General features: G+C 36.2%; 17 protein-coding genes and 2 pseudogenes. 10 read left to right on the forward strand and 9 right to left on the reverse strand.

Annotated elements, in window-relative coordinates:
- Positions 1-81 precede the first annotated feature (81 nt).
- Positions 82-549 carry a MarR family winged helix-turn-helix transcriptional regulator gene (locus FTV50_RS14455; protein ID WP_180024845.1) on the forward strand — a complete coding sequence of 156 codons (468 nt, stop codon included), beginning with the start codon at positions 82-84 and terminating at the stop codon, positions 547-549.
- 127 nt (positions 550-676) lie between these two features.
- On the opposite strand, the gene FTV50_RS14460 is transcribed toward FTV50_RS14455, so the two are convergent.
- The 8 genes and pseudogenes from FTV50_RS14460 to FTV50_RS14490 form a co-directional block, all read right to left on the reverse strand.
- Positions 677-1,666, reverse strand: a complete 990-nt coding sequence (locus FTV50_RS14460) for a 3-hydroxybutyryl-CoA dehydrogenase (RefSeq protein WP_180024846.1) — start codon at positions 1,664-1,666, stop codon at positions 677-679.
- 4 nt (positions 1,667-1,670) lie between these two features.
- Positions 1,671-2,777, reverse strand: a complete 1,107-nt coding sequence (locus FTV50_RS14465) for an NAD/NADP-dependent octopine/nopaline dehydrogenase family protein (protein ID WP_180024847.1) — start codon at positions 2,775-2,777, stop codon at positions 1,671-1,673.
- 111 nt (positions 2,778-2,888) lie between these two features.
- Entirely contained in the window at positions 2,889-3,878 is a 990-nt protein-coding gene (locus tag FTV50_RS14470; RefSeq protein WP_180024848.1) for an AraC family transcriptional regulator, read from the reverse strand.
- Positions 3,879-4,026: 148 nt separating this feature from the next.
- Positions 4,027-5,379 carry an MFS transporter gene (locus FTV50_RS14475; protein WP_180024849.1) on the reverse strand — a complete coding sequence of 451 codons (1,353 nt, stop codon included), beginning with the start codon at positions 5,377-5,379 and terminating at the stop codon, positions 4,027-4,029.
- Between the two features lie 449 nt (positions 5,380-5,828).
- Positions 5,829-6,791: pseudogene (locus FTV50_RS14480) on the reverse strand (IS5 family transposase).
- Positions 6,792-6,824: 33 nt separating this feature from the next.
- Positions 6,825-7,360 (reverse strand): annotated as a pseudogene (locus tag FTV50_RS16875) (transposase); the annotation flags it as partial.
- A gap of 233 nt (positions 7,361-7,593) precedes the next feature.
- On the reverse strand, positions 7,594-8,505 hold the full coding sequence (locus tag FTV50_RS14485) for a ParB/RepB/Spo0J family partition protein (protein ID WP_104442427.1): 912 nt from the start codon (positions 8,503-8,505) through the stop codon (positions 7,594-7,596).
- An 11-nt stretch (positions 8,506-8,516) separates the two neighbouring features.
- Positions 8,517-9,293: a ParA family protein gene (locus FTV50_RS14490; protein ID WP_130075507.1), complete on the reverse strand. Its 777-nt coding sequence runs from the start codon at positions 9,291-9,293 to the stop codon at positions 8,517-8,519.
- Between the two features lie 942 nt (positions 9,294-10,235).
- Here FTV50_RS14490 and FTV50_RS14495 point away from each other — a divergent pair.
- The 3 genes from FTV50_RS14495 to FTV50_RS16775 all read left to right on the forward strand — a co-directional run bounded on the left by FTV50_RS14495 (position 10,236) and on the right by FTV50_RS16775 (position 12,455).
- Positions 10,236-11,414 carry a replication initiation protein gene (locus tag FTV50_RS14495; RefSeq protein WP_104442428.1) on the forward strand — a complete coding sequence of 393 codons (1,179 nt, stop codon included), beginning with the start codon at positions 10,236-10,238 and terminating at the stop codon, positions 11,412-11,414.
- A gap of 388 nt (positions 11,415-11,802) precedes the next feature.
- A complete protein-coding gene (locus FTV50_RS14500; RefSeq protein ID WP_180024850.1) occupies positions 11,803-12,327 on the forward strand; it encodes a helix-turn-helix domain-containing protein in 525 nt (174 codons plus the stop codon).
- Positions 12,324-12,455 (forward strand): hypothetical protein, encoded by a 132-nt coding sequence (locus FTV50_RS16775; protein WP_257223926.1) that lies wholly within the window; start codon positions 12,324-12,326, stop codon positions 12,453-12,455. Before FTV50_RS14500 ends, FTV50_RS16775 begins: the two co-directional genes overlap by 4 nt.
- Positions 12,456-13,135: 680 nt before the next feature.
- On the opposite strand, the gene FTV50_RS14505 is transcribed toward FTV50_RS16775, so the two are convergent.
- Entirely contained in the window at positions 13,136-13,912 is a 777-nt protein-coding gene (locus FTV50_RS14505) for a hypothetical protein (RefSeq protein WP_180024851.1), read from the reverse strand.
- Between the two features lie 101 nt (positions 13,913-14,013).
- On the opposite strand from FTV50_RS14505, the gene FTV50_RS14510 reads away from it, so the two are divergent.
- The 6 genes from FTV50_RS14510 (at position 14,014) to FTV50_RS16785 (ending at position 22,146) form a co-directional block, all read left to right on the forward strand.
- Positions 14,014-14,253 (forward strand): helix-turn-helix domain-containing protein, encoded by a 240-nt coding sequence (locus FTV50_RS14510; RefSeq protein ID WP_180024852.1) that lies wholly within the window; start codon positions 14,014-14,016, stop codon positions 14,251-14,253.
- A 51-nt stretch (positions 14,254-14,304) separates the two neighbouring features.
- Positions 14,305-14,757, forward strand: coding sequence for a transporter (locus tag FTV50_RS14515; protein WP_180024853.1), 453 nt, complete (start codon positions 14,305-14,307; stop codon positions 14,755-14,757).
- Between the two features lie 98 nt (positions 14,758-14,855).
- Complete coding sequence (locus tag FTV50_RS14520; protein WP_257223927.1) at positions 14,856-17,069, forward strand: hypothetical protein; 2,214 nt, start codon at positions 14,856-14,858, stop codon at positions 17,067-17,069.
- 11 nt (positions 17,070-17,080) lie between these two features.
- Positions 17,081-20,581 carry a hypothetical protein gene (locus FTV50_RS14525; protein ID WP_180024854.1) on the forward strand — a complete coding sequence of 1,167 codons (3,501 nt, stop codon included), beginning with the start codon at positions 17,081-17,083 and terminating at the stop codon, positions 20,579-20,581.
- A gap of 882 nt (positions 20,582-21,463) precedes the next feature.
- Positions 21,464-21,655 (forward strand): transposase family protein, encoded by a 192-nt coding sequence (locus tag FTV50_RS14530; RefSeq protein ID WP_257223929.1) that lies wholly within the window; start codon positions 21,464-21,466, stop codon positions 21,653-21,655.
- The gene (locus tag FTV50_RS16785) at positions 21,625-22,146 is read left to right on the forward strand and encodes a transposase family protein (protein ID WP_257223930.1); all 522 of its coding nucleotides are present in this window, start codon (positions 21,625-21,627) and stop codon (positions 22,144-22,146) included. Before FTV50_RS14530 ends, FTV50_RS16785 begins: the two co-directional genes overlap by 31 nt.
- The last annotated feature ends 33 nt before the right edge of the window (positions 22,147-22,179 follow it).

Below are 22,179 nucleotides of genomic sequence, written 5' to 3' on the forward strand. Positions count from 1 at the left end.
TATTAATCAAATAAAGAAAGAAAATATTTCAATAATTTGTATAATGGGCCTATATCTTGTTTATAAAGTCGCAATTTGACTATGCTTACTCACTTAGAACAGTTTTTGCCGAATAATGAACCTGACAGCTTGAAAAATTATCCTTTTTTCTGGATATCGCAAGTGAATGGCAGATATAGCCAGCTTATTGAAAAATCTATAAAAAAATTAGGTATTGATAATACTCGCCGTAAAATTATTTTAAGCGCCAATGCCTTAGGCCAAGCAAGCATTACCGAAATTGCGAATCTTTCTACATTAAAGCTGACTACCGCAACCAAAGCGGTTTACCGTCTGGTTGAGGATGATATTGTTGAAGTGTTTTCATCCGATCAGGACGAAAGGATTTCAATGGTGAAATTGACTGAAAAAGGGTATTCGCTGGTTGAACAAATCAATCAAATCAGCCAAGTGACGTTATCTGGCATTTTGAACGCTTTCGATGATCAAGAGTTAAGCGACTTAAATGCACAATTAAAGAAAATGTTTGATTTAATGCCGATGAGTTAAATATTTTTAAATCATATACTTGAGATGAAATTCAAATACAAACTCAAGTCTTTAAAGCACTAAAAAGCTCATCCCAAGATGAGCTTTTTGCTTTTATTCAAATAATGGAACCTTTACAAGCAGCGATTTAATTTTTCAACACATTAAATTTTGGCTTTAATTCGGCGGTTTCTATGCGGCGATTAAAGGTATTTAATACTTTCAGTTTGTAGGCATCGATATCCATGCTTTCATAGTCATAAAAACCTTGACCTTCACGCAAGCCATTACGCTTATTCTGCATATTGTCTTCGATGATCTGCGGTGTACGATAGCGTTCACCCAATTCTTTCTGTAAATATTGGGAAGCGTAATACAGAATATCACCTCCTCCCCAATCAATAAATTCCAATAGACCCAGTACAGAAAAACGCAAGCCAAAGCCGGTACGGATTGCAATATCAATATCTTCAGCCGAAGCAACACCCTCTTCCACCATCCGCGCGGCTTCATTCATCGCCAAGGCTTGAATCCTCGGGACGATATACCCTGCTTTTGCATTACATACAACAGCAACTTTACCAATCGCAGTGAGGAAGGACTTGAGCTGTTCAACCGCAGCATCAGAAGTTTGCTCTGAGCGGCTCAGCTCGACCAACGGAATTAAATAAGCAGGATTCAGCCAGTGCGCATTCACCACTCGTTCAGGATGTGACAGCATTTGCGCAATATCCGTGACTAAAAATGTAGAGGTTGTCGAAGCCACAATACACTGCGGTGAAATATACTGATCTAACCAGCTGAATATTTCCTGTTTGGCCTGAGTTTGTTCAGGCACGCCTTCCATAATTAAATCACACTGCGTTAAAAACTCAGTCGACTCTAATTTGGCCAAAATTTGGATATTCGCCTGAATCGCGGTAATTTGTTCGGCTTGCACAAACTGGATAGTCCGGAGCAAAGTTAACTCTTGAGCAAGGTCTTGCTGAACTTGCTGCTGATATTGGATAAATTCTTGTTCCGACCGTACTTTGGCATCGATTAATTTAACTTGAAGCCCAGCATAGGCAAAAGCAATCGCAATTGCCTTACCCATGCGTCCTGCTCCAATCACTGCAACGTGTTGAATCTTGGACATTGCATTACACTCCTTGTTGCAGCACCGCTTGCATTTCCTGCTTAGATTTATGGGCCAAACCTAAATTTTCTAAGGTACGCCCCTCAGCATATAAATCTCGACCAGTAACCGCAGACGCAATATTTAATAATCCCTCTGCAACAGGGGTTGGTACACCTGCCCAACGACCAACAGAAACAATTAAGGATAAACCTAGGCGTGTATCTTCAAGCATATAGCGATGTTCTTGCAGGTTAATGTCTTCGCGCCAGTCACCGCTGTCCGTTAGTTTGCCGTGCGCACCGCGACCATACATCCACTCGTCACCTTCGCCTTCTTTATTGTAATGATCAGCCAGCGGAAAATGCGGCGCTGGATAGCCCAAAGCTTCACGGACACGCATACGCTCTGCATCAAGCTGATTGGTCACGCGACGAATTGATGGCTGAGTACCTTCATTATGAATATCCCAAGCTTCAAAATGCTCTAATGGACCTGCATTCATCATAATCAGCGGTGGGTGGATAATTGGCCCTGCATTCATCAATGCACCACTTAATCCATCTTCGATAGGCTCTACACTCGGATACGCTTGTTTCAAAATTTTAAATGCATGTTCAGATAAATTGCTTGGAAACACGCCTGTCGGCAAACGGGTCGCATAACCACTGACCACAATATGATTTACGTCATGTTTGCGCACCAAATAAGGCAGTGTGCCTGTTTCCGCAAATGCCACTCTCGCATTATTGCCCGCGTCCTTCATGGCTTTTGCAAAGACAAAACTTCCGAACGTACCTGGCGGCAAATATACTACTTGACCGTCTTGAAAGTATGGTGCTGCTTGTTCAGCAAGATTCACATGTGTAGTTGCAGGTAAAGGAATAATAATCAGCTGAGCATGAGTAATTGCTTTTTCTAAATTATTTTGCAAATTGATTTGACTGTTTTCAAAGCCCACTGTGACAGACCGTTCGCCCTGAAAATCTTTGACAAAGAGCTGGCCTGTTGCAGCCAATGCTTCAAGTGCCTCTGCATCGCGGCGCCAAAGCACCACATCATGCCCTTTTTCCGCCATTTCTAAAGCCGCTGCATAGCATCCGTGACCGCCGCCAAGTACTGTAATTTTCATCTTGAATCCTCCTGATTAACTAAATTCATCATAGAAAATTACTTAACTCATCACTTCCCCATATGCGAATGTACTATTCAATTTACGAAACTGAAATGTCTAGAATACCCATTAGGCCGCACGCATTTTTAAGGTTTGTGAAGGCAAGCAGCCGTAACGCTTTTTGTAAATCGTGGAAAAATGTCCAAAACTTTGAATTCCATTGTTGAGCAGAATATCCGTCACTGTTTCATTTTCATGGCTATTCAGCAATGCTTGATGCACCAGTTCAACACGCATGTCGCGTATATATTCAATCGGTGTTTGCTGAAAATACTGGTTAAAACCCTTTTGCAGCGTTCGGCCCGTCACACAGCAATACTCACTTAAAGCAGGCAAAGCAATATTGTCTTTAATGTGCTGCTGAATATACTGCTGGGCTTTTTTCATATACGCAGGTAATACACGCTGGCGCTGTTCATTCAACCGCTGACTGTAATTATTCGGGACTTTTAACAAAATCAATTCAATTAAATATTGGGTAAAGCTTGCAGAAATAAAGCTCCAATTTTGAATATTGTAATAGGCATGACATAGATAATTCAGCGTTTCAAGAATAGAGCTTAAGCCTTCATCGGTACACGGCATGCCGCTGTCAAAAATCACAGCTTCTGTACTTGTATAGCCCAGCATTTTAAAGAGCTGAATTTCAACATCTTGCTGCGTTAATTTTAAAATAATATTGCGGCAACGGTGATTGGTAATAATTCGGTTTTTACTGTTTGGATGCGTCACGGTCATAATACCAACCGACTGCAATACCTGATGCTGTGCATGCTCAACTTTGCACTGGCCTTCCAAGGTAATGCGAAACAAATAATTTTGTGCTGCCTCATCAATGGTAATCGCCACAGGCGCACTATATTTCAAATCATACAGTGCCGAATTACCAAAACTAAAGCCATTTAAGCGCGTATTTAAACTGGCAACCGCTTCAACATCAAACTGGTGCGGACATAAATAATGGCTGATCTGATCTTTAATGGTTTGATAATCATCTGAATTGAAAAGTAAAAATTCATCAAGATAATGCAAATGATTAAAATTAAGCAATTGATTCATCTCCGCACTCCATTATCGGCATTGATTTAATGCAAAAGCCCATGTCTTAATAATGGGCAATTGCATATTTTATCGCTTAAGGCTTTTCAGCGTTCAATTCAAGTTTTTGGCAAATGCCGTCGTTTGAACCCAATACTTAAAAAAAACATTAAGCAGAATGTTCTCGCTGCATACTGTCTGCAAAAGCCTTGCATCCTTTCTTTAATAAAATAAAGGACAAGATGCAGGCAATGCCGCCCACGATGGATAAAGATGTTCCAACCATCAGCGGGTTCTCAAAAATTTTATCTGTTACCAATGCAACCAAAGTGGTTCCAATTCCGACTGCCACCAAGTTGCTGATCAGCAGGAAAATTGCTGAAATTTGCGCACGCAATTGGTTTGGCGCCAACATTTGCATTGCTGTTGTTGAAATCGGCATTGGGAAAGATGCAAAGAACATTGCAGGCGCGAGTAAGGTCACTGCTAACCAATATTCAGAGACCTGAGTAAAAGCGACTAAAGGCAATACCAAACCGACAATCCCAATGACGCCAGTAATCATTGGGGCATCTTTACGTCCTTTTTGAATCAACCAATCATTTAGCCAACCTGCACAAAATACACCGAGAGTATTGGCAACCAGCAAAACTGTACCTAACATATAGCCAGCTTCAGTCGGCGTCATACTGAAATTACGCATAAAAAATGCAGGCGACCAGCTGATTAAGCAATACAAAGCCATTGCATAGAAAGTAAAACCTAAATAATGACAAGTGAAGGTTTTACGATGTTTTTTCAAAAACGTAAATGCAGCACGGATGGTAACTTTTTCAACTTCACCACTAGCATTTACACTTTGCCCTTTACGCTTCGGATCACGCACCGTTAAAATAAACAATAAGCCAATGAATATCCCTGGCAAGCCAACCAAAATAAAGGCCATTTGCCATGCTTTTACAGCGCCAAAAATTGGAATTTCGATTAGGCTTAGGTCTTTAAGCAAACCAATTACATAGCCGCCGACTAAAAATGCGATACCGCCGCCCACAAAAGAGCCAATCGAGTACACTGCGACTGCGCGACCCAATTTGTCTTTACTGAACATATCACTGAACATGGAATATGCAGCAGGTGATAAAGCGGCCTCTCCAACACCGACACCCATTCGGCTAAAGAAAAGCTGAATAAAATTTTTACTAAGGCCGCAAAGTGCAGTGGCAATGCTCCAAAAAATAATTCCAGCTGCAATAATTTTTGGACGTGAAAAACGATCTGCCAAGTACGCTAACGGCAAGCCCATAAATGCATAGAACAATGAAAATGCTAAACCGTGCAATAAACTAAATTGAGTATCCGAGAGGTTTAAATCGGCTTTAATGGGTTCAATCATTAAAGCTAAAATTTGCCGATCAATAAATGAAAAGATATAGGCCAGCATACAGAGTAAAACCACATACCATGCATATACGCTCGATTTCTTATTTACAACTACTGCTCGATCACTTATAGAACTATTCATGTAATGCAATCCTTGTATGATGACTCAAGTTCCTCATAAGTCATATTTCCTTTATTTTCTTGATCAAAACAAGAAATGATGTGTTCACGATAAACCTTTAACCGCCAGCACTTTTAATGCGCTCTTCCTAGCGAGATTTATTGTTAAATCTAAAACCTCAAACTCCGTGACCCTGTATATAGAATATATTCACTTTTACATGTATATTTCTACATATTTTTAAGTATAAAAACATACCTTTTTGATTGGTTTTTGTCATTAGATATCTTTTAAATCACATTATTTTTTACAAATTTTATTGAATTTTACATGGATTTTTTGATTTATTGCATTTGCGGATATCTTTCATATAAGGAAATAACTCATGACACTTTCTCAGGAAAAGGGAGTCAAAAAGGCTTTGTTGCACAAAGATTTAAAAGACAGTACTCTGCTGATTTCAACAGAATTTAAGTAGTAACTTGGATGTGAGGACGCCCTAATTTTGTAAATCTGTTCAATACGGCTATGCGTGCATGGATCTCATTCACCTGACTCGGAAAACTCTTTGCTGTTAATTTCTCACCTGAGAAGCACTGCTTCGTAAGATTTGATGCAATGCATCTTGGTTTCCACCAAACTTCGATGATGATATCCAGACCACTTTTTCCAAAGCGATCTGCCTAGCCGTTTGATTGTCTTTCATAATTCGTTCCGCTCTATAGACCTCGCTTGCTGATCTTTCCAAGGCTTTGCATTCTTCCTTGGAGGAATCACAGCATGTGCATCTCGATCTAAAATGACTTGTCGGCAATGCTTTGTGTCATAAGCACCATCGGTATAAACAGAATCAATTTGTTCATCCAAGGAAATTTGAGCAAGTAAATCTTCGAGCACTTGCGAATCACTGACATTATTCGTTGTGAGCTGAACTGCACGTATTTGAAGAATTTTAGCATCTATAGCAATATGAAGCTTACGCCATTGGCGACGATATTCTGGTCCATGTTTCTTACGTTTCCATTCACCTTCACCTAAAAACTTCAAGTCAGTTGAGTCTATGATGAGCAATATATTGCGCAAGGTAGCCCATCACTACTTTTTTGATAGTTAATCGCAATATCAATATACTTTTGCCTTTTGCATATGTTCGAATAATCTGGCGTTATCCAATTTAATCCAGAGAGTTTAATCAAGCTTTGAACAAAACCTGTGACCATGCGTAATGAGAGTCTGAATAAAGATTTGATCATTAAACAGCATTGAATAGCGGTGTCTGAGTAAGTTTGACTTCGACCTTGTTGGGCTTGTGGTTGTGCATACCACTGAATGTTTGGATCAAACCAAATAGAAATATTTCCTCGATTAATAAGGGCACGATTGTAGGAAGACCAGTTGGTTGTACGATAGGTTTTAGGAGCAGATTTATTCATTTTGAAATTATAGGACTGAATAAACCTTCTAGGTTAGATTTGTGCAACAAAGCCGTTCTGCATTAGCCTGTCATACCGATTGGCAGTTCCTCGTAAATATTTTTAATCTTGTTAATGCATTTTCCATTAAATACCTAATTTTATATAAACACCAATCCATATGTTGCTTACTAGATTCAGACTTACATTTCTTTAGTATATTTGCTTTGGTTTCGGTTTTCTCAATTTTTCTCTAAATAATTCTGAAACATAACTCCTATCTGCACACAATATTTCTGTTTCTTTTAAATCCAAAGCATCAAACACAAGATGCCTGTTGCTGAGAATATATTGAATCAAGAGTTTAATCCTGATTCTTTAAATCAGACATGGGGCTTGCTATCACCAATAATAAATTCAGTAGGATTTCCATCCGCATCCACAACTAAATGGATTTTAGAACTATTTCCACCAAAGTTATTAGAAATAGCTTGGTCTTTCACTCCGGTCGTATGTTGATGCACTCGCATATGAGATGCATCAATAGAAACCTATTCTAGATTTGCATCATTTGATAATAATTTAAAGACTTAGACCATTGATTATGCGCCAGCATTGTTGTAATACATAACAAGAAGGAATGTGGTTTGTCGATTGAATTTTACTTTCTCACTATTTTTTATACAACAAATGTCAACAGCATCTAACTTTTATAAATATATATTATAAAAAAATTGTTTTTAATTAACATTAATTATTTTACTAGGTATCACCAAGATTATACTATCAGACATATTTTAAAGAAAAGAAGTGTAGCAAGTTGCTACACTTCTTGATTTTTCTCTACCAACTCTTTCAATAGATTTTCTAATTTTTCCAAACTAGCATCATCAAAATGAGAAATTTTTAAAGAAACCTTTAATAACTTATCATTAAATTTAATATTTCCAGCAACTTTCCCAGCATATTCAATTTTTTTTACAAGCGATGTTGATGGAGAGTCATTATTATCTTGAACTAGATATTTCGTAGCTTGTGCAACAGCCTTAGTTTGCTCAAGTTGGCCATTCTTTACTTTTGTCCAAACAGTTAACAAGGCTTTTTCAGCACGTTGTTTTATTTCGTCGTGATCTGCAAGAAATTTTTTAAAAGCTGTTGCAGCAGTTCGACCTAATAACTGGGGCTCATTTACCAAATCATTCAAGATGGCTTTAGGCAACTTTTCAAAAGATAAATATTTATACATGTCTTCGCGATTTAAGCCTAAAGACTTCGCTAAACGTTGTTTATTTTTCTTTAAATTTTCATCCAAGCCTACTAGACCAATATAGATTTCGAAGTCTGTTAAATCCTGGCGTTTTAAATTTTCAGCTAGTGTAAGTAGTGAAGCCTCTTCATTATTTGCATCAATAATAATTGCTTCAATGGTCGATTTTTTTAGAATTTCATGCGCACGTAATCGACGTTCACCTGCAATCAGTTCAAATTTTAAATTTTCAAGTTTACGAACAGTGATGGGTTGCAACAAACCAACTTCATCGATCGATTCAGCCAGTTCTTTGATTTCCTGCTCATCAAATTTTCTACGCGGTTGATAAGGACTCCGTGAAATGTCTTCAATGGGGACATTTCGTCTAAATTCCTTTAATTCCTTGATATTATCTTTTTGAGCTAATTGATGCTTTTGAGTATTTTGTTTCAGCTTTTGAGCTAAAAGTTCTTTTGCAGTTGCCATAAAATTCTCAATCAGTTAACTTTAGCTAAAACTTCTTTAGCTAAACTTTCAAAAGCCTTTCTAACCTTTCCACTTTTGTCTAGCTTAAGTAAAGACTGCTGCATAATTGCGGCTTGATTTACTTTTGTACTTTGTGGAATAGTCGTTTCCATAATATAGCCCACTTGCTTAAATGCTTCATCACGAATGAGTTTACAAACATTTTGTCTCTCATCGTGCTTGATAAGTAGTGCACCTAATAATTGTAGCTCCGGATTGATTCGCTTTATTTTTTCTAAATGATTAAGTAAGTCTGTAACACCATATAGACCATATTGTGAGCCAGATTCAATCGGGATAATTACATGTGTTGAAGATGCTAAAGCATTACTCGTCAATAGTTTTAAACTTGGAGGGCAGTCAATTAAAATAAAATCATAAAGATCTTTTAATAGTTCTAATTTTGTAGTGAGTTCTTCTGATGGTCTTGGCGCATCTTCTTTTAATTGGTCCTCAGTTTTTCCTAAATTGAGAGAACCATAAATTAGTGAAACATTATCAAAATTAGTATCTTCTTCTAAAGCGTCAGTAAGTAATGAGACATCACCTACTAATAACTCAGCGGTTGTTACTCCAATTTCACTTGGATGTTTTAAACCAATATGCAAGCTAGCATTTGCTTGAGGATCTAAATCGATCACAAGCACTTTTTTTCCTAAGTTTGCTAGCTCAGAGGCTAAATGAACAACTGTTGTTGTTTTACCACAACCACCCTTGTGATTCGCAACAGCAATAATTTTTGCAGACATACTTGTCAAATCATTCTATATTTACAATTACTATTAATATAAATAACTTTGGGCTAAGTTACTACACCTTTTAAATTTAAAACAGTCATTTGTATAACGCTAAAGCAATTTTAAATTTAAAGTTTTATATAGCTAGCTTATTTAATAATTAATAGTAATTAATAATTAAGTTAATTAATAATTAAGTTGATATTTTTCATTTAAAAACAATACTATATCAACTTTAAGGTGGAGGGTTTGTCATCTTAAAGTGGAAGAGTTGTCTTCTATAAGTGGAAAGATGATCACTTAAAAGTGGAATATATGTCACTGTAAAGTGGAGTATTTGTCACTTAAAAGTGGAGTATTTGTCACTATGGTGGAATGTTTTTCACTGTTAATTATAAAATATATGTATTATCATTTAAAATATATATAAAACAATTATTTATGATGTTGATAACTTAATGAATTTAAGTGCAAGAGTGGAAAAAAAATCACTTACAAAAATAATATTGTGGATAAAGTTGCAAGACTTTTTTTTACTACCCCATTTTTTGATATATTCATTGATCTAAGAGTGGAAAGAATTTCACGCACTCACCCTAGAATGCAGATATTTTGTTCTTATGACTAAACTCGATATTTTTTTTCAGTGATCTGCGTTTTTAAAGGTGGAAAACTTGTCATATCGAAATAGGTTAATTGATTATTTAAAATCCATTATGGGTGTTTATTCATCAATCCGTATTTCTATAAAGAATCAGAAACATCTAAAAGTGGAGTGTTTGTCATCTTGGAGTGGAATTTAAAAATATATTTCCACTTTAATGGATTTTTACCTAAATTTGGTGACAAGTATTCCACCTTAGGTTTTTTAGGTGAAAGTGTTGAATCTTTTTCCACTTTTTTATATAACATGCATAATCAAGTTAAGCACACTTAAAATAGTTAATACACTTTATGTCAGAACTAAGCCATAACAAAGAAGAGCTGGATTCAATCCCGTACTGCATAGGTAATATTCGTCACAATGGGGTTGTAAGTACTAGCAATCGTTTGATACGACCTATTGAATTGTCAGCGAATGAATATAAAGCACTTTTATATGCGATGGCTGTTGCCAATTACGGTGAGAAGAATCATATCGATAAAGAGATTAGTGAACAAACATACATCTATCTGTATAAAGATGATTTAGCTGAATTACTGGGATTAAGTAAGCGAAATTCAATTAATGTAGCCATTGATCGAATTTACAAAGAACTTTCATCCCGTGTGGCGCATTTTGTAATTGAAGAACCTGTAGATGATATAAAGAAAAAGACTAAAAGAGTTCACTCGGTTGTCCCTATTATCCGTGAGTTAAGATGGGAAGATGATTCAAAGAATGCACTTCAAATCAGATTTACCAGTGAAGTATTACCTTACTTTACTCAATTAGCTGGTGGTAATTTTACGACATACCAACTAAAACATTTATTTGCTCTAGATTCAGTTGCAAGTATGAGTCTTTATACCTATTTCATAAAAAACGAATTCAAATTTAAGACTCAAGAAATCTATGAAGTTCCATTATTATTAGAGAATCTCAAAGCTCTAATTGATATAAATGAAACTAAATATGACCGTTGGGTCGATTTTCGACGTTATGTATTAGATAAAATTGTAGCTGAAATTAATGAAAACACCGATCTACAGTTAGAATATGAAACCATTAAAAAAGGACGCCCTATTGTAGGCGTAAAATTTAAACTACATCATCGTGGTTTTGAAAAGCCTGTAATTGAAAATAAAAAGGCCGAAAAATTAAAGATCTACTTAGATGTTCCATTTGAAGATAATGCTGAGGTAAAAGATCTAGGTGCAAAATTCGATACCACTGTACGTTCATGGTATATTTTTAATGATGATGCTAATTATTTACAGCTTGAAAAGTGGTTTAAGACTGTAGGTTGCCTCACAGACTCTCAAGCAAACGTTGTTATCAATGATTCATTATTTCAAATGGATTTTGCTGAAGTAGGAATGAGCTTAAGTGACTTTAAGCGAAAAATGAAAAATAAATTGAAAACTGATAGTAAATTTGTGGAAGACATCAAGGATCGTCTAAATGAAATTTTCGGAAAGGATATTATTTAGGAGTGTAGCAACTTGCTACACTTTTATCGGCTATTCTTAGTTCAAAGAAACCACTTATAACTTTAATTAGAAAAACAATCTTACGACATATTGATCTAATTCATAAACGATCTGTAGGCTAAAGGTGATAAGAGTATTTTTTGAAATAAATATTGAAATTAGATAAAGTGGATTTTATCATCGATATGATTGAATATTAAATTTAAGATGAAAAATGGCGATCTAGTAGTTAATATGATGAAGGAATTCTATTTAAATCACCATTTTTCTAAAGAATTAATTTATAAATCTTAGATTCTCAAATGAAGTGCAACAGAGATTAAATTATTGTAAAGAAGCAAGATAAGCTAGCATTATGCTTTCGACCGACCAAAGTCAAAGTTGTATCATGGACTATACTCATCTTACCCAAGAAAAAAGATATCAGATTTCTACATTGTTACGTGAAGGATTTTCTAAACGTTACATTGCTTGGAGACTGAATCGTTCACCTTCCACTATTCCTAGAGAAATTAATCGTAATCGAGCGAGAAATGGTTACTTCGCTAAACATGCTAATCAACTCGCTTTAAGACGCCATTGCTACAATCCCAAAAGAATCCCTGATGAAATATGGACACATGTCATCTTTTATTTTGAACTCCAAGGGAGTCCTGAACAGATTGCATCTCGTGGTCAGCTGGCTAATCGTAAAAGCATTCATGATAGACCGATTGAGATTGAACGCCGTCATCGTTTTGGTGATCTAGAGATAGATACGATTGTGGGTAGGAATCATCAGCAATCATTGGTCTCGATTGTAGATCGCAAAACAGGTTATTTGTGGTTGAAGAAGTGTAGGTCAGGCAAAGCAGAGGAAGTTTGCCAAACAACAATCAGTTTACTTGAGCCGAAAAAGATCAGCTCAAAATGATTACCGCTGATAATGGTAAGGAGTTCAGTCTGCATGAATATGCAGCTCAAGCATTAGAAATAGATTTGTATTTTGCAGATCCTTATAGTGCTTGGAGCGAGGCAGAAATGAAAATACCAATGGCTTAGTCAGACAATACATTAGAAAAGGAAGGAACTTAAATCAGTATACAGATGAATACATCTCAGAAATCACTGATCGTATCAATCATCGTCCAAGAAAAAGACTCGGCTTGGAAGTCCGAGTCAGGTATTATGGTAACAGCATGGTGTTGCACTTCAAATGCTAATCTAAGAATAGAATAAAATTTCATTTTTATTTGCATAAAATATTTATAGATACTTGTTTTTAAGCATGTAAAAAAAAATTGGACGAAGCTTTTTTTTTAAAGCTTTCTCAATAATATAATTTACAGATGAAGAAGCCTGCACCTAAAATCTCCGTACAATCTTCGTCCTTGTATTTTCAAGTACTAATCAAGCAAAAAATTGATCCTAAGATACTATAAGCACAGCTACCAGGCTTGCTCTGACGCAATCACACTTATTCTGATAAAGGGATTCAAGGCTGCTCAAGGATTAAATTTCTATTTAGATTGTCTATAAAGATGCTTACTCGCTTTGTCCACAATCTGATTAAACTTGATAGTTAATGGACTCATAATCCGTTGGTCGACAGTTCAAGTCTGTCTGGGCCCACCATATAAAACAACCACTTAGGTGTACTAATCCTAAGTGGTTTTTTTGTTTTTAGATTCTGGTAAGCAAATGGTAAGCAGATAAAATCAACTTAAACAAACAGTTTCTTTCTATAGTTCTACTAGGTTTGGATGTGTGCTTGGAATGAAGTCTTGAAGTTTCGGGTGAATGCGGAAATCTGCTTCGGCTTTTGTAGATATCTCTTTAACTTCACTAGACCAGTTTTTCCTTCTGTATTCTCGCCAATTTAATTTAATTTTGAGTGGTCGACTGTATCCTTTTAATTCTATAAGGAAGATCTGATCACATAATTCATCAAATAAAAAGACATGTGAACGATGGAAGTGAGGATTTCTTTTTAGTAATAACTCTAATGAATTTATGAGAAGTGAACAGCAATCATTAGAAAGAGCGGTACTATTAATGGTTACTCCCCAGTGATGCAATAAATACAATGTACATAGGCTGTCGAGTGAGCCATAGCTTGCTATATGTTTTAAGCAACTCTTATCAAAGTCTTTAATACGTCCATTGGATGAAATGAACTCTACGATATAGTGAGGTAAAGTAGCTAATTCTAATAATATAAGATCTTCATCAACTATTTGATATTTCAAAATTTTCCATAGAGGATGGTTAATAATATTAGATGAGCCAATACATTTATATTCAACTGTACTTATCCAATATTTTTGTGGTGTAGATAAACCAAATTTATACTTTTTAAATAAGCTTTTTACATCGTGTTCTTCTGGGTATCCATAAAAAAACTTCTCCATATCATAATCATTTTTATATCTACCAGAATGTACTAACTGATTATAAAAAAAGTCATACCAGCTTATCGTTTTTGCAAAATCAATCCTGGTTCTTCTCGGGCGACCCATACATCACTCTGACTAATTAAAGTTCAAATCATTTTAATTCTAAATTAGGAAAGAAAAAACCTATTTTTGTAATATTACTTTCCAAATTTAGGTGTGTTTTGATGGCTTTAAATCAACACGGAAATAAAAAAATGTCATTTAAGCATAAACATAAGCCGATTACAGATGATCGGCTTTTATTGACTACTAGAGAGAAAGCTAGGCTTTTAGGGTATGCAGAACAGACTTTACGTAAGTGGGCTTTATATGAAAATGGCCCAATTAATCCTATTAGACATGGACGTACTCTTCGTTGGAGTAAGGCGGAAATCTACAAATTTGCTTGCTTAAAAGAAGACTGATTTTGAAGATGGTATGGACTAATTGCTCATACCTATTTACTAGGTTTCAACATGCAAAAAAAATCATTTGAAGTTCTGATCAAACTCAGAGCACTTTTGATATTAGATTTACCAGACTTTATTCGAGGTTTTATCTTGAATCTTAAAAACAAGCTGGATGCTTACATCAAAAGAACTCTTAACACGAGGGCGAAATCGAATAAAGCCGTTGATGAATTTGAGGTCCTAAAATGGTTAATCCATAAAATTCCTCTAGATCTGCAACAGGTCGACAAGCACAAACAGAAACATGTCCATGCTGTGCTGTTTACCTGTTTTTTTACTCAATTATCCGAAGCCTTAGGTCTGCGGTTATCACAGCATATGCGATCGGATCCAAATCTGCAGCGTCATGTTCAATTGAGTGCCAGCACCTATAAAAAATACTTCAAGTTGCATAAAGACTTGAACCTCAAGTTAGAGCAAAACCAAATTTTCAATTTTTACCCTAAAAAATTATGGTGATTTTATGAGTCAAAATGATAAATCGTCAGAGTTAGACGAAGAAACCAAATTATTGGAAGAATGGGTCAATCAGTCCCTGAGCGAAAAAAAAACAAATTTTGAATCAGCTCCTTGCGCAAGATCAGCAGGCACAGGAACTGTATGCTGCTGCTCACAAAATACATGTGGTGATTAAAAATAATCGGATAGTGACACAACAGAAATTATTAGCAGGCTTAACGCAATGGACTAAAAGTGCATCTATAGGACAACTAAGCGACCAACAAAAAGCAGCATTCATCTATTCCTATCTTTTGACTGCAGTCTTGTGCGAAATGCTGAAGGGAATCATCTTGTTAGAGCCTCAGATTACAAGGGATGAAAAGGGTGAAAAAAAGGTTATTCTAAATAATTGTAAAAACAACAATAAAATCAATACAGTATCTTATAATTTAAAACTTCTTTTGCAAAAGCAGTTATCGAATACTGAGAAAAATAAACTGTTGTATAAAAAAGTTACACGAAAACTCCAAGCTATGGATGAATTTGATGCCAACGAGTTAAAAATTCTTTTAGAGCGTAAAACAATAAAAAATGATTTTGAACAGCTTAATCTTGGCCGCTATATTCAACAATTTATTATTGTTTTCAACGAGATTGCCAATAGTAGATTAAATTCAACAGTAATTAATATTCAGGCTTTAATTAACGATATTAAAAATGGCATGACCTATAAATCTGATTCAGGCACATCATCGTTGGATGTAGAGAATGAGGATACTGGACAAGATACAGACGTCAATATTTCTGATCCTGAACAGGATGAGATCGCCAAGCGGGTGAAGGGGAGTTTCTCTGACGACAAGCAGAAACAGCTTGAAAAGCAAACTAAGCGAATTCAGCGACGTGACTTAGCCTGTAAAACTAATCCGCTTTATCTGAAACCCAGTTTATTAACTGAGGTATATCAGCGATTGCACGAGTGTTATCAAGAAAATACGAGAAATAATGCATATCAATCGGCTCTAGCTGTGTGTGGTCTGATGTGTCTCTTGACCGGTCTGAGTCCAACGGTCTTTCAAAAGATCAAGTATTTGATTGGTATTGGTAGAATTAAAAAAAAATCAGTCAAAAAAGTCATCCATTATTATTGGGTGATCGATCCTAAGTTGAATGCCAATCATTCCGGTGCCATGCAAGATAAAGCACAGCGTTATAATCGGGCCTTAACCCTAGAATGGCGCATACCAGCACCCTGGATCACCAGTTTAGAGGCTTTAGAGGAACCTGAATTTTGTGTGATTGAGTACAATAATTTTTTGCGGGAAGTCTTTAAAGAGCATCAGATTGGTGAAATCACCTGCGGGATGTTAGAGCGACAAATCTATTTCCATCTGGATATGGAGACTGGTGATAACCTAGTCGCACACTTGTTGGCTAATCGAGATACTCATCATATCGTGCAATGGAACTATGAAGGGCGTCAGATCGATCAAATCGACCAGCATTTTCAAGGCTATATTAATGTTCTATTAGACCGTAGAAAAGGTGATCCATGGATTGAGAATGAACACCCTGGCCATATTTTTCATCGTGAGGAACGTATTGGTAGTCAGCGATGCTGGACTGTAGAGGCCGCGAGTGAATTTTTTAATCAGCTTTATCATTTTGTCAAAAACACATTAGCCAATACTCAAGCGAATCTGATCGAGAAGCTGAATGCTTACAGCATTTGGATGTGGCATCTTTCCTTAATCTGCCTGACGGTACGTCCAATAGTCGGCATGCCGGGGTTACTCAAACATTACGATCCTAAGGCACAACTGCTTTATGTGCATGATAAAAAAACTGATTCACGAAAAGTAGGACGTCCTGTTCCTGTTACAGGCTACTGGCAGGATCATTTCAATGCATATCGAAAATATCTGACGCAAACCATCGAGACACTCGGGATAACTAGTTTTAAAGTGAAATTGGAAAATGATGGTTTTATGCTCTATGTCATCTCACATCCTCGGATCAAGTCCCAAAAAGGTCAGGTGAATCTTGCGGAAGTCGTGGAGCATTTGGAGTTACAGCCCATGTCTGCTGATTTTGTCACGAATTACCTTAAAGAGACCGTGCAGATTTATAAAAACTGGCCAAGGCATTTCACTAAAAATCATCTCGCCTTGAGTGGTGACATTCACAATACGCTATATACCCATGATAAGCAAAGCATGGGATTCAGTCACATTTCTGGGTTAAGCCCTTATTTCTACAAACACGACATTCAGCAGCAAGTTAAAAGCTTGCTCAACAAACTAGAAATCGCAAAGCTTGAAGTGCTTTAAAGGACCATCTTGTGCTTGATACATCACTCGTTACGCAATTAGAAAATGCCATTAAAAGAGAAATCGCCGACATTTTTAACGAAATTTCTCAGCTGATCACTGCTACATACACAGATGTAAATTCTGACCTTGCTCAAATTGATTTTAAGTGGCTTGATCAGCAAATTCTGGACAAGTTCAATAACCATAGAGCAGTTTTAGAGCAGCTCTGCCAAACATCCAAATTTAAGGACAAGGCTGCAGATTACCTTCAATTCTGTTTTAAACAAGTGAAACAGATTTGTAAGGAGAAAAACCAGCAGTGGCAAAAGGATTACCCATCCTATGCCGAGAGCTATGAGATTAAGTTGCCCGATTGGATCGTCTACACACCTAAACGTCTAGACAACGTTTTTTCAGGACGAAAGTTACAGCAGGGTACTATGCTCGTCGAGGTAAAAGAAAAACTGTATGTGAATTGGGCGGATTATCTCAAACAACAAACTCAAGGTATCCTCTTATACTCTACGGCTAAAGAGCAACAAAAATTAGTGAATACCTTGTTTGAATGTCTGTGTATTTCATTAATTTTTGATCAGGGATGCATTCAATCTGAACGGTTGCTGGCGATTCATGATGCAATTTTTAAAATGAACCTGGATAGTGGCTTGCTTCCGATCTATTCAGGTGACGAAAAGGTTCAAAAAGCTTATGTCTTTTCATACACGTTGCCCTCGACAAAGTATGGCAACATCTATCGTCAGGATGGCGAAGAAGAGGCGGAGTTATGGCAAACCCAAAATATTTATTTCAATGCCTTTGCGATGCTATGTTATCGACGGATTCAGGAGCTAATTAATAGATCGCAAGGGCATGAATTACAAAGCACTTCGCCATTGCTGTGCTGGGAAAAAGAACAGAGTGAAATTGAAACGGGGAATCAGCCTGAAGCCTTACTGCTAGAAAAACTTAAAATCCATTTAAACATTGTACTGAATATGGCGGAGGAGGGGGACTCTAGAAAAGGACGTGAGGATCAGCCATTTACACAGCTTAATCACGTGAAGCTATTTTTAAAAGGCTTGGAAAAGACTGGTTTTGCCATTTTTAAGCATATGGATTATGTCTTGTGGCAAGAGATTCCTAATCTGGATGTGTTAAGTGCCAGTGTACTGAACAATCAGATCATCACTTCGCCTTTAATCTATGAGCAGTATACACAGCTCTATGATCAACCCGATAACTGGAAAACCATTCAGACCAGAATTAGAAACCTTGGCAAAAATAACCAATTTTTAGAATTGGAGATGCCTACAGTTACAGTCAAAACATTTCATGATCGACGAACCGGTCAACGTCATGAGCTGAAATCCTGGCTTTTATCTTTTCATCAGGAAATCAAACCCAAACAGCTTGCGGATCAACTCCAAGAAAGCATCCAAAAATCTGAGGACTATAAATCTGCGTATGAGGCTGGAAATGGCGAGTACCTAGATTATGTAGTGGCTATTGCACATTTACGCGTGTGTCAGTGGTTAGAAAACGAATTTGCTTATCATAGGAAAGCAGCTATTAAAGTCTCAACAATCAAGCGTTACTATAGTAGTTTTGTGCTTGACCTACTTTGTTATGTTCTAGAACAGCAGATCAATCTAGATACAGCCACTGAAGAGCAGTTTGAGGAAATGTATCGCACGATTGTTGAAGAAAAACTGCTGAATGATCAGAAAAATCATAAAACGACCGCCCAAACCAACAACAATAAAAAATACAATACCTCGGGTTATGCCTTTGATCGGCTGAAAGCCTTTCACCAATACTTAGTCAAGAATCATCGTGCACCGATTGTGCAATATTTATATCAACGTCAAAGTGACGGTTTATTTTTAAAAACCAGACTCATTAGTCCGCAGATGTTTCAATTGATGATACGGATTCTTAGAGAATACCCAGAAGCTTTGGGTCTGACTGAGCAGGATGCAACCTGTTTAGAATGGGTCTATACATTGGCATTTAGACTGGGCTTGCGTATTGATGAAGCTGCCGGGATCTGTATCGATGATTTTGTATCTCCGCAGTTACGAAAACATCCTGACAATCGACAGCTCTATTATGTGTTTGAATCCGCTTTAGATCAGCAGAAAGACGATCGATCTGACCATAAAATGAGAAAAACAATGGGTGATATTGATGATCTCACCCTTAGGATTCGTCTAAATTCTGAGCGTGATCTGAAAAGTGATAATGCCACGCGTCAGTTTGATTTAGTTCATTTTTTAGCACCGGACGAGTTCACAGGATTTTGTCGCTTTTATCAAAACCTGTTACCTGGCTCTAAAGCGACTGCAGCAGTCTGCAATAGAAAAACCAAACAGCTCTTTATGCAGGGTGAACAACCTTTATCCAGTACAAATTTATCAAAAATTACCAAGTTGCTGTTTAATACTGTATTAGGGACAAACGATCATCAATATACCTTTCATGCTTTCAGGCATAGTACCGCTTCACATTTGGCTATCCTTTTAAAAGGTAGCATAGCACTGGTACGTTGTTTTACTGACTATGATTCCGAGTTTGGGCGTAAGCTTAAAAAGCACATTTTAGCCAATATGAAGGATGCTTCATCGCGTAGTGCACAAGCCTGGTCTCGACTTGCGCATCTGATGGGGCATGAAGACATTCGGATCACTGCAAGACATTATCTGCATCATCTGAATATCCTGATTGCTGACATGTTTTATCAAGCAAACCGTGAATATTCACCTCAATTGATCAAGGCATTATTAGGCGATAGTCAGTTGATGCATCGCGATTTCAAAGTTGAATTTCAGTCGGATGAAAGAGATATTTTAAAATTGATGAAGAAGATTCATTCACACACAGAAAATAATTCTCAAACTGCTACATTAAAGAGCAAGAAAAAGCAGAAGCAGCCTCAACAACAGGAAGTATTTTTATACCGTGAAACGTTTTTAGACGAATACCGGAAGTGGCGGGAAAAAAAAGAAATAGCAACGATCGATCCTGAAGTATTGAAGTTCATTCAATCGATCAGCCAGCCGTTTTCTCTCTATACAAATCACGTTAAAAATGATGCTAATCCTGAGGATCTTATCGGTTTTACTTGGAATAAAATGGTGATATGGTCTAGTCTCAATCAGATTGAGAAACCTTTTAACTTAAATAAAAATGTAACCCAGAAAGATCTTAAACATTTTTTTTATTGTTTAGAAAATAAAATTTCACTTGAAAAAGATCGTCCTATTTTGAATTTTAAGGCATCATCTGAAAATGACTTGATTGACTATCAAAGATTCTTAGATTTTATCAATAAACTTTATTCAAAAGATTCAGATAATTTTTCAAAAGATTCAGATAATTTTGAATGGGATGAATATAATCCGGGTGAATTTAATAATGTAAAAAAGGGCGAGGTGAAAATAAAAAAATATAAAATATGGAATAAAAAATATAATAATTTTGTTCAAAAGATGCTGTTGCAAAGCGTCTTTTACAAGATGAAAGAGTGCTGAGAGTATCAAAAAAGAGTGCTGAGAGGTTCTATCAGAGGTTTAGCATATGAACGGAAATTTATCAAAAAAAATACATTGAAAACATATGGATATTGTTTTTAATTTTACAGCTTGGTTTTTCTGAGTATTGGTTTGCAGATAATCAGTTTTTTAGCGCTCAAAAATGGGGTAATTAAGAGTGAAAATCCTACCCCTATTCTTAGCTTTTTTTGAGTGATTTTAGACAGAAATGCAAATCTTTTTGAGAAATTTTTTAATATTTAATCTTTGTTAAAGTTAATAGAGGTATCTCGAAATTATTGTTCATTTAAATAATGTATTTTATTGGTTTTAAAGTAATCAATTGGATTGAGTGTTAATTTATAGTAAATGGGGTTTTTATGGTTGTGAAAATCTGTTTTAGAAGTTTATTTTAATTGATTGAAAATTTTTGGTATTTTTAAAAGAATGATTCTAGCTTTTAATTTATTTAGTGGGATGCTGTTTAAAACCTAAGTGCTGTGGTTATATAAAGACTAGAAAGATGGAATTATTCTAAAAAATATAAACTAGAGATATAACTCTTTCAATAATTTGATGCAATCCAACTTGGTTTCCATCGGACTTTTGCGATGATCACCTGACTACTTTTTCCAGAATGTTCTTCCTAGAAGTTTGAATGTTTTTAAGAATTCATTTATTTATAAAGATCTCTATTAGATCTCTTTCATAAATCAAAAAACGATCTATCTTTTGCTGATTATTTGTACCGAAGAATCTTAAACAATCCTGCATAATCTGCGGATGAAATACATCGATTCAAAGAAGCTTTCAGAAACACAGTTCAAGCGATACACCGGCATCTCATGGTCAACCTTTGATTTAATGGTTGAGCAATTGAAAATGCATGTTCCTGCTAAAGGTAGACCACCTAAATTGAGCATAGAGGATCAGATTCTTCTATACTTAAGTTATTGGCGTGAATACCGAACATTGTTCCATGTCGCAACAAGTTATGGTGTCTCAGAGCCCACTGCTTTAAGAGTTGTCCGTCATGTGGAGGACTGCCTGATCAAGTCCAATCCAAAGGCCTAAAAAAAAAGAAGAAAAGCTATAGTGGCAAGAAAAAGACTCATACATTCAAAGTACAGGCCATCATTCATTATCAAACTCAAACAATCCTGAGTTTATGTAGCAGTCACGGTGCCGTACATGATTTTGAACTCTTCAAACGTAACTTGAATCAGATTCCTGCAGGTGCCTTTATTCTTGCAGATAAGGGTTATCAGGGAATTTATACAGTGTATCCAAATAGCTTGTTGCCATTAAAAGCAAAGAGGCGCTGCAAACTGGATCCTGAACTCAAAATCTATAATCAGGAAATCAATAAAAGAAGAATAGGGATTGAGCATGTATTCGGCAGTTTGAAAACCTTCGAAATTCTTGCTGAGCGATATCGTAACCGTGGAAAAAGACTAGGCTTAAGATTCGATTTAATTGCTGGAATCTATAATTTGGAACTGAGTAAAAAATGTCTTATGAAAGAAGTCTATTTTTTATCTTTCCATGATTCTATGTTTTTTTAGCAGAGTACAAGTATGTGCCAGTCGATCTAAAAT

Origin of the sequence: Acinetobacter sp. YH1901134 (genome assembly GCF_013416965.1) — a bacterium.
In the GTDB taxonomy this organism is placed as follows: Bacteria; Pseudomonadota; Gammaproteobacteria; order Pseudomonadales; family Moraxellaceae; genus Acinetobacter; species Acinetobacter amyesii.

Excerpts from the sequence above, each read along its gene's own strand:
- FTV50_RS14515 (WP_180024853.1), top strand. The coding sequence starts at position 14,305 with ATGCAAAAAAAATCATTTGAAGTTCTGATCAAACTCAGAGCACTTTTG.
- FTV50_RS14505 (WP_180024851.1), bottom strand. The coding sequence starts at position 13,912 with ATGGGTCGCCCGAGAAGAACCAGGATTGATTTTGCAAAAACGATAAGC.
- FTV50_RS14530 (WP_257223929.1), top strand. The coding sequence starts at position 21,464 with ATGCATGTTCCTGCTAAAGGTAGACCACCTAAATTGAGCATAGAGGAT.
- FTV50_RS16775 (WP_257223926.1), top strand. The coding sequence starts at position 12,324 with ATGATTACCGCTGATAATGGTAAGGAGTTCAGTCTGCATGAATATGCA.
- FTV50_RS14455 (WP_180024845.1), top strand. The coding sequence starts at position 82 with ATGCTTACTCACTTAGAACAGTTTTTGCCGAATAATGAACCTGACAGC.
- FTV50_RS14470 (WP_180024848.1), bottom strand. The coding sequence starts at position 3,878 with ATGAATCAATTGCTTAATTTTAATCATTTGCATTATCTTGATGAATTT.
- FTV50_RS14475 (WP_180024849.1), bottom strand. The coding sequence starts at position 5,379 with ATGAATAGTTCTATAAGTGATCGAGCAGTAGTTGTAAATAAGAAATCG.
- FTV50_RS14490 (WP_130075507.1), bottom strand. The coding sequence starts at position 9,293 with ATGTCTGCAAAAATTATTGCTGTTGCGAATCACAAGGGTGGTTGTGGT.
- FTV50_RS14465 (WP_180024847.1), bottom strand. The coding sequence starts at position 2,777 with ATGAAAATTACAGTACTTGGCGGCGGTCACGGATGCTATGCAGCGGCT.
- FTV50_RS14500 (WP_180024850.1), top strand. The coding sequence starts at position 11,803 with ATGGACTATACTCATCTTACCCAAGAAAAAAGATATCAGATTTCTACA.
- FTV50_RS14510 (WP_180024852.1), top strand. The coding sequence starts at position 14,014 with ATGGCTTTAAATCAACACGGAAATAAAAAAATGTCATTTAAGCATAAA.
- FTV50_RS14495 (WP_104442428.1), top strand. The coding sequence starts at position 10,236 with ATGTCAGAACTAAGCCATAACAAAGAAGAGCTGGATTCAATCCCGTAC.
- FTV50_RS14460 (WP_180024846.1), bottom strand. The coding sequence starts at position 1,666 with ATGTCCAAGATTCAACACGTTGCAGTGATTGGAGCAGGACGCATGGGT.
- FTV50_RS14485 (WP_104442427.1), bottom strand. The coding sequence starts at position 8,505 with ATGGCAACTGCAAAAGAACTTTTAGCTCAAAAGCTGAAACAAAATACT.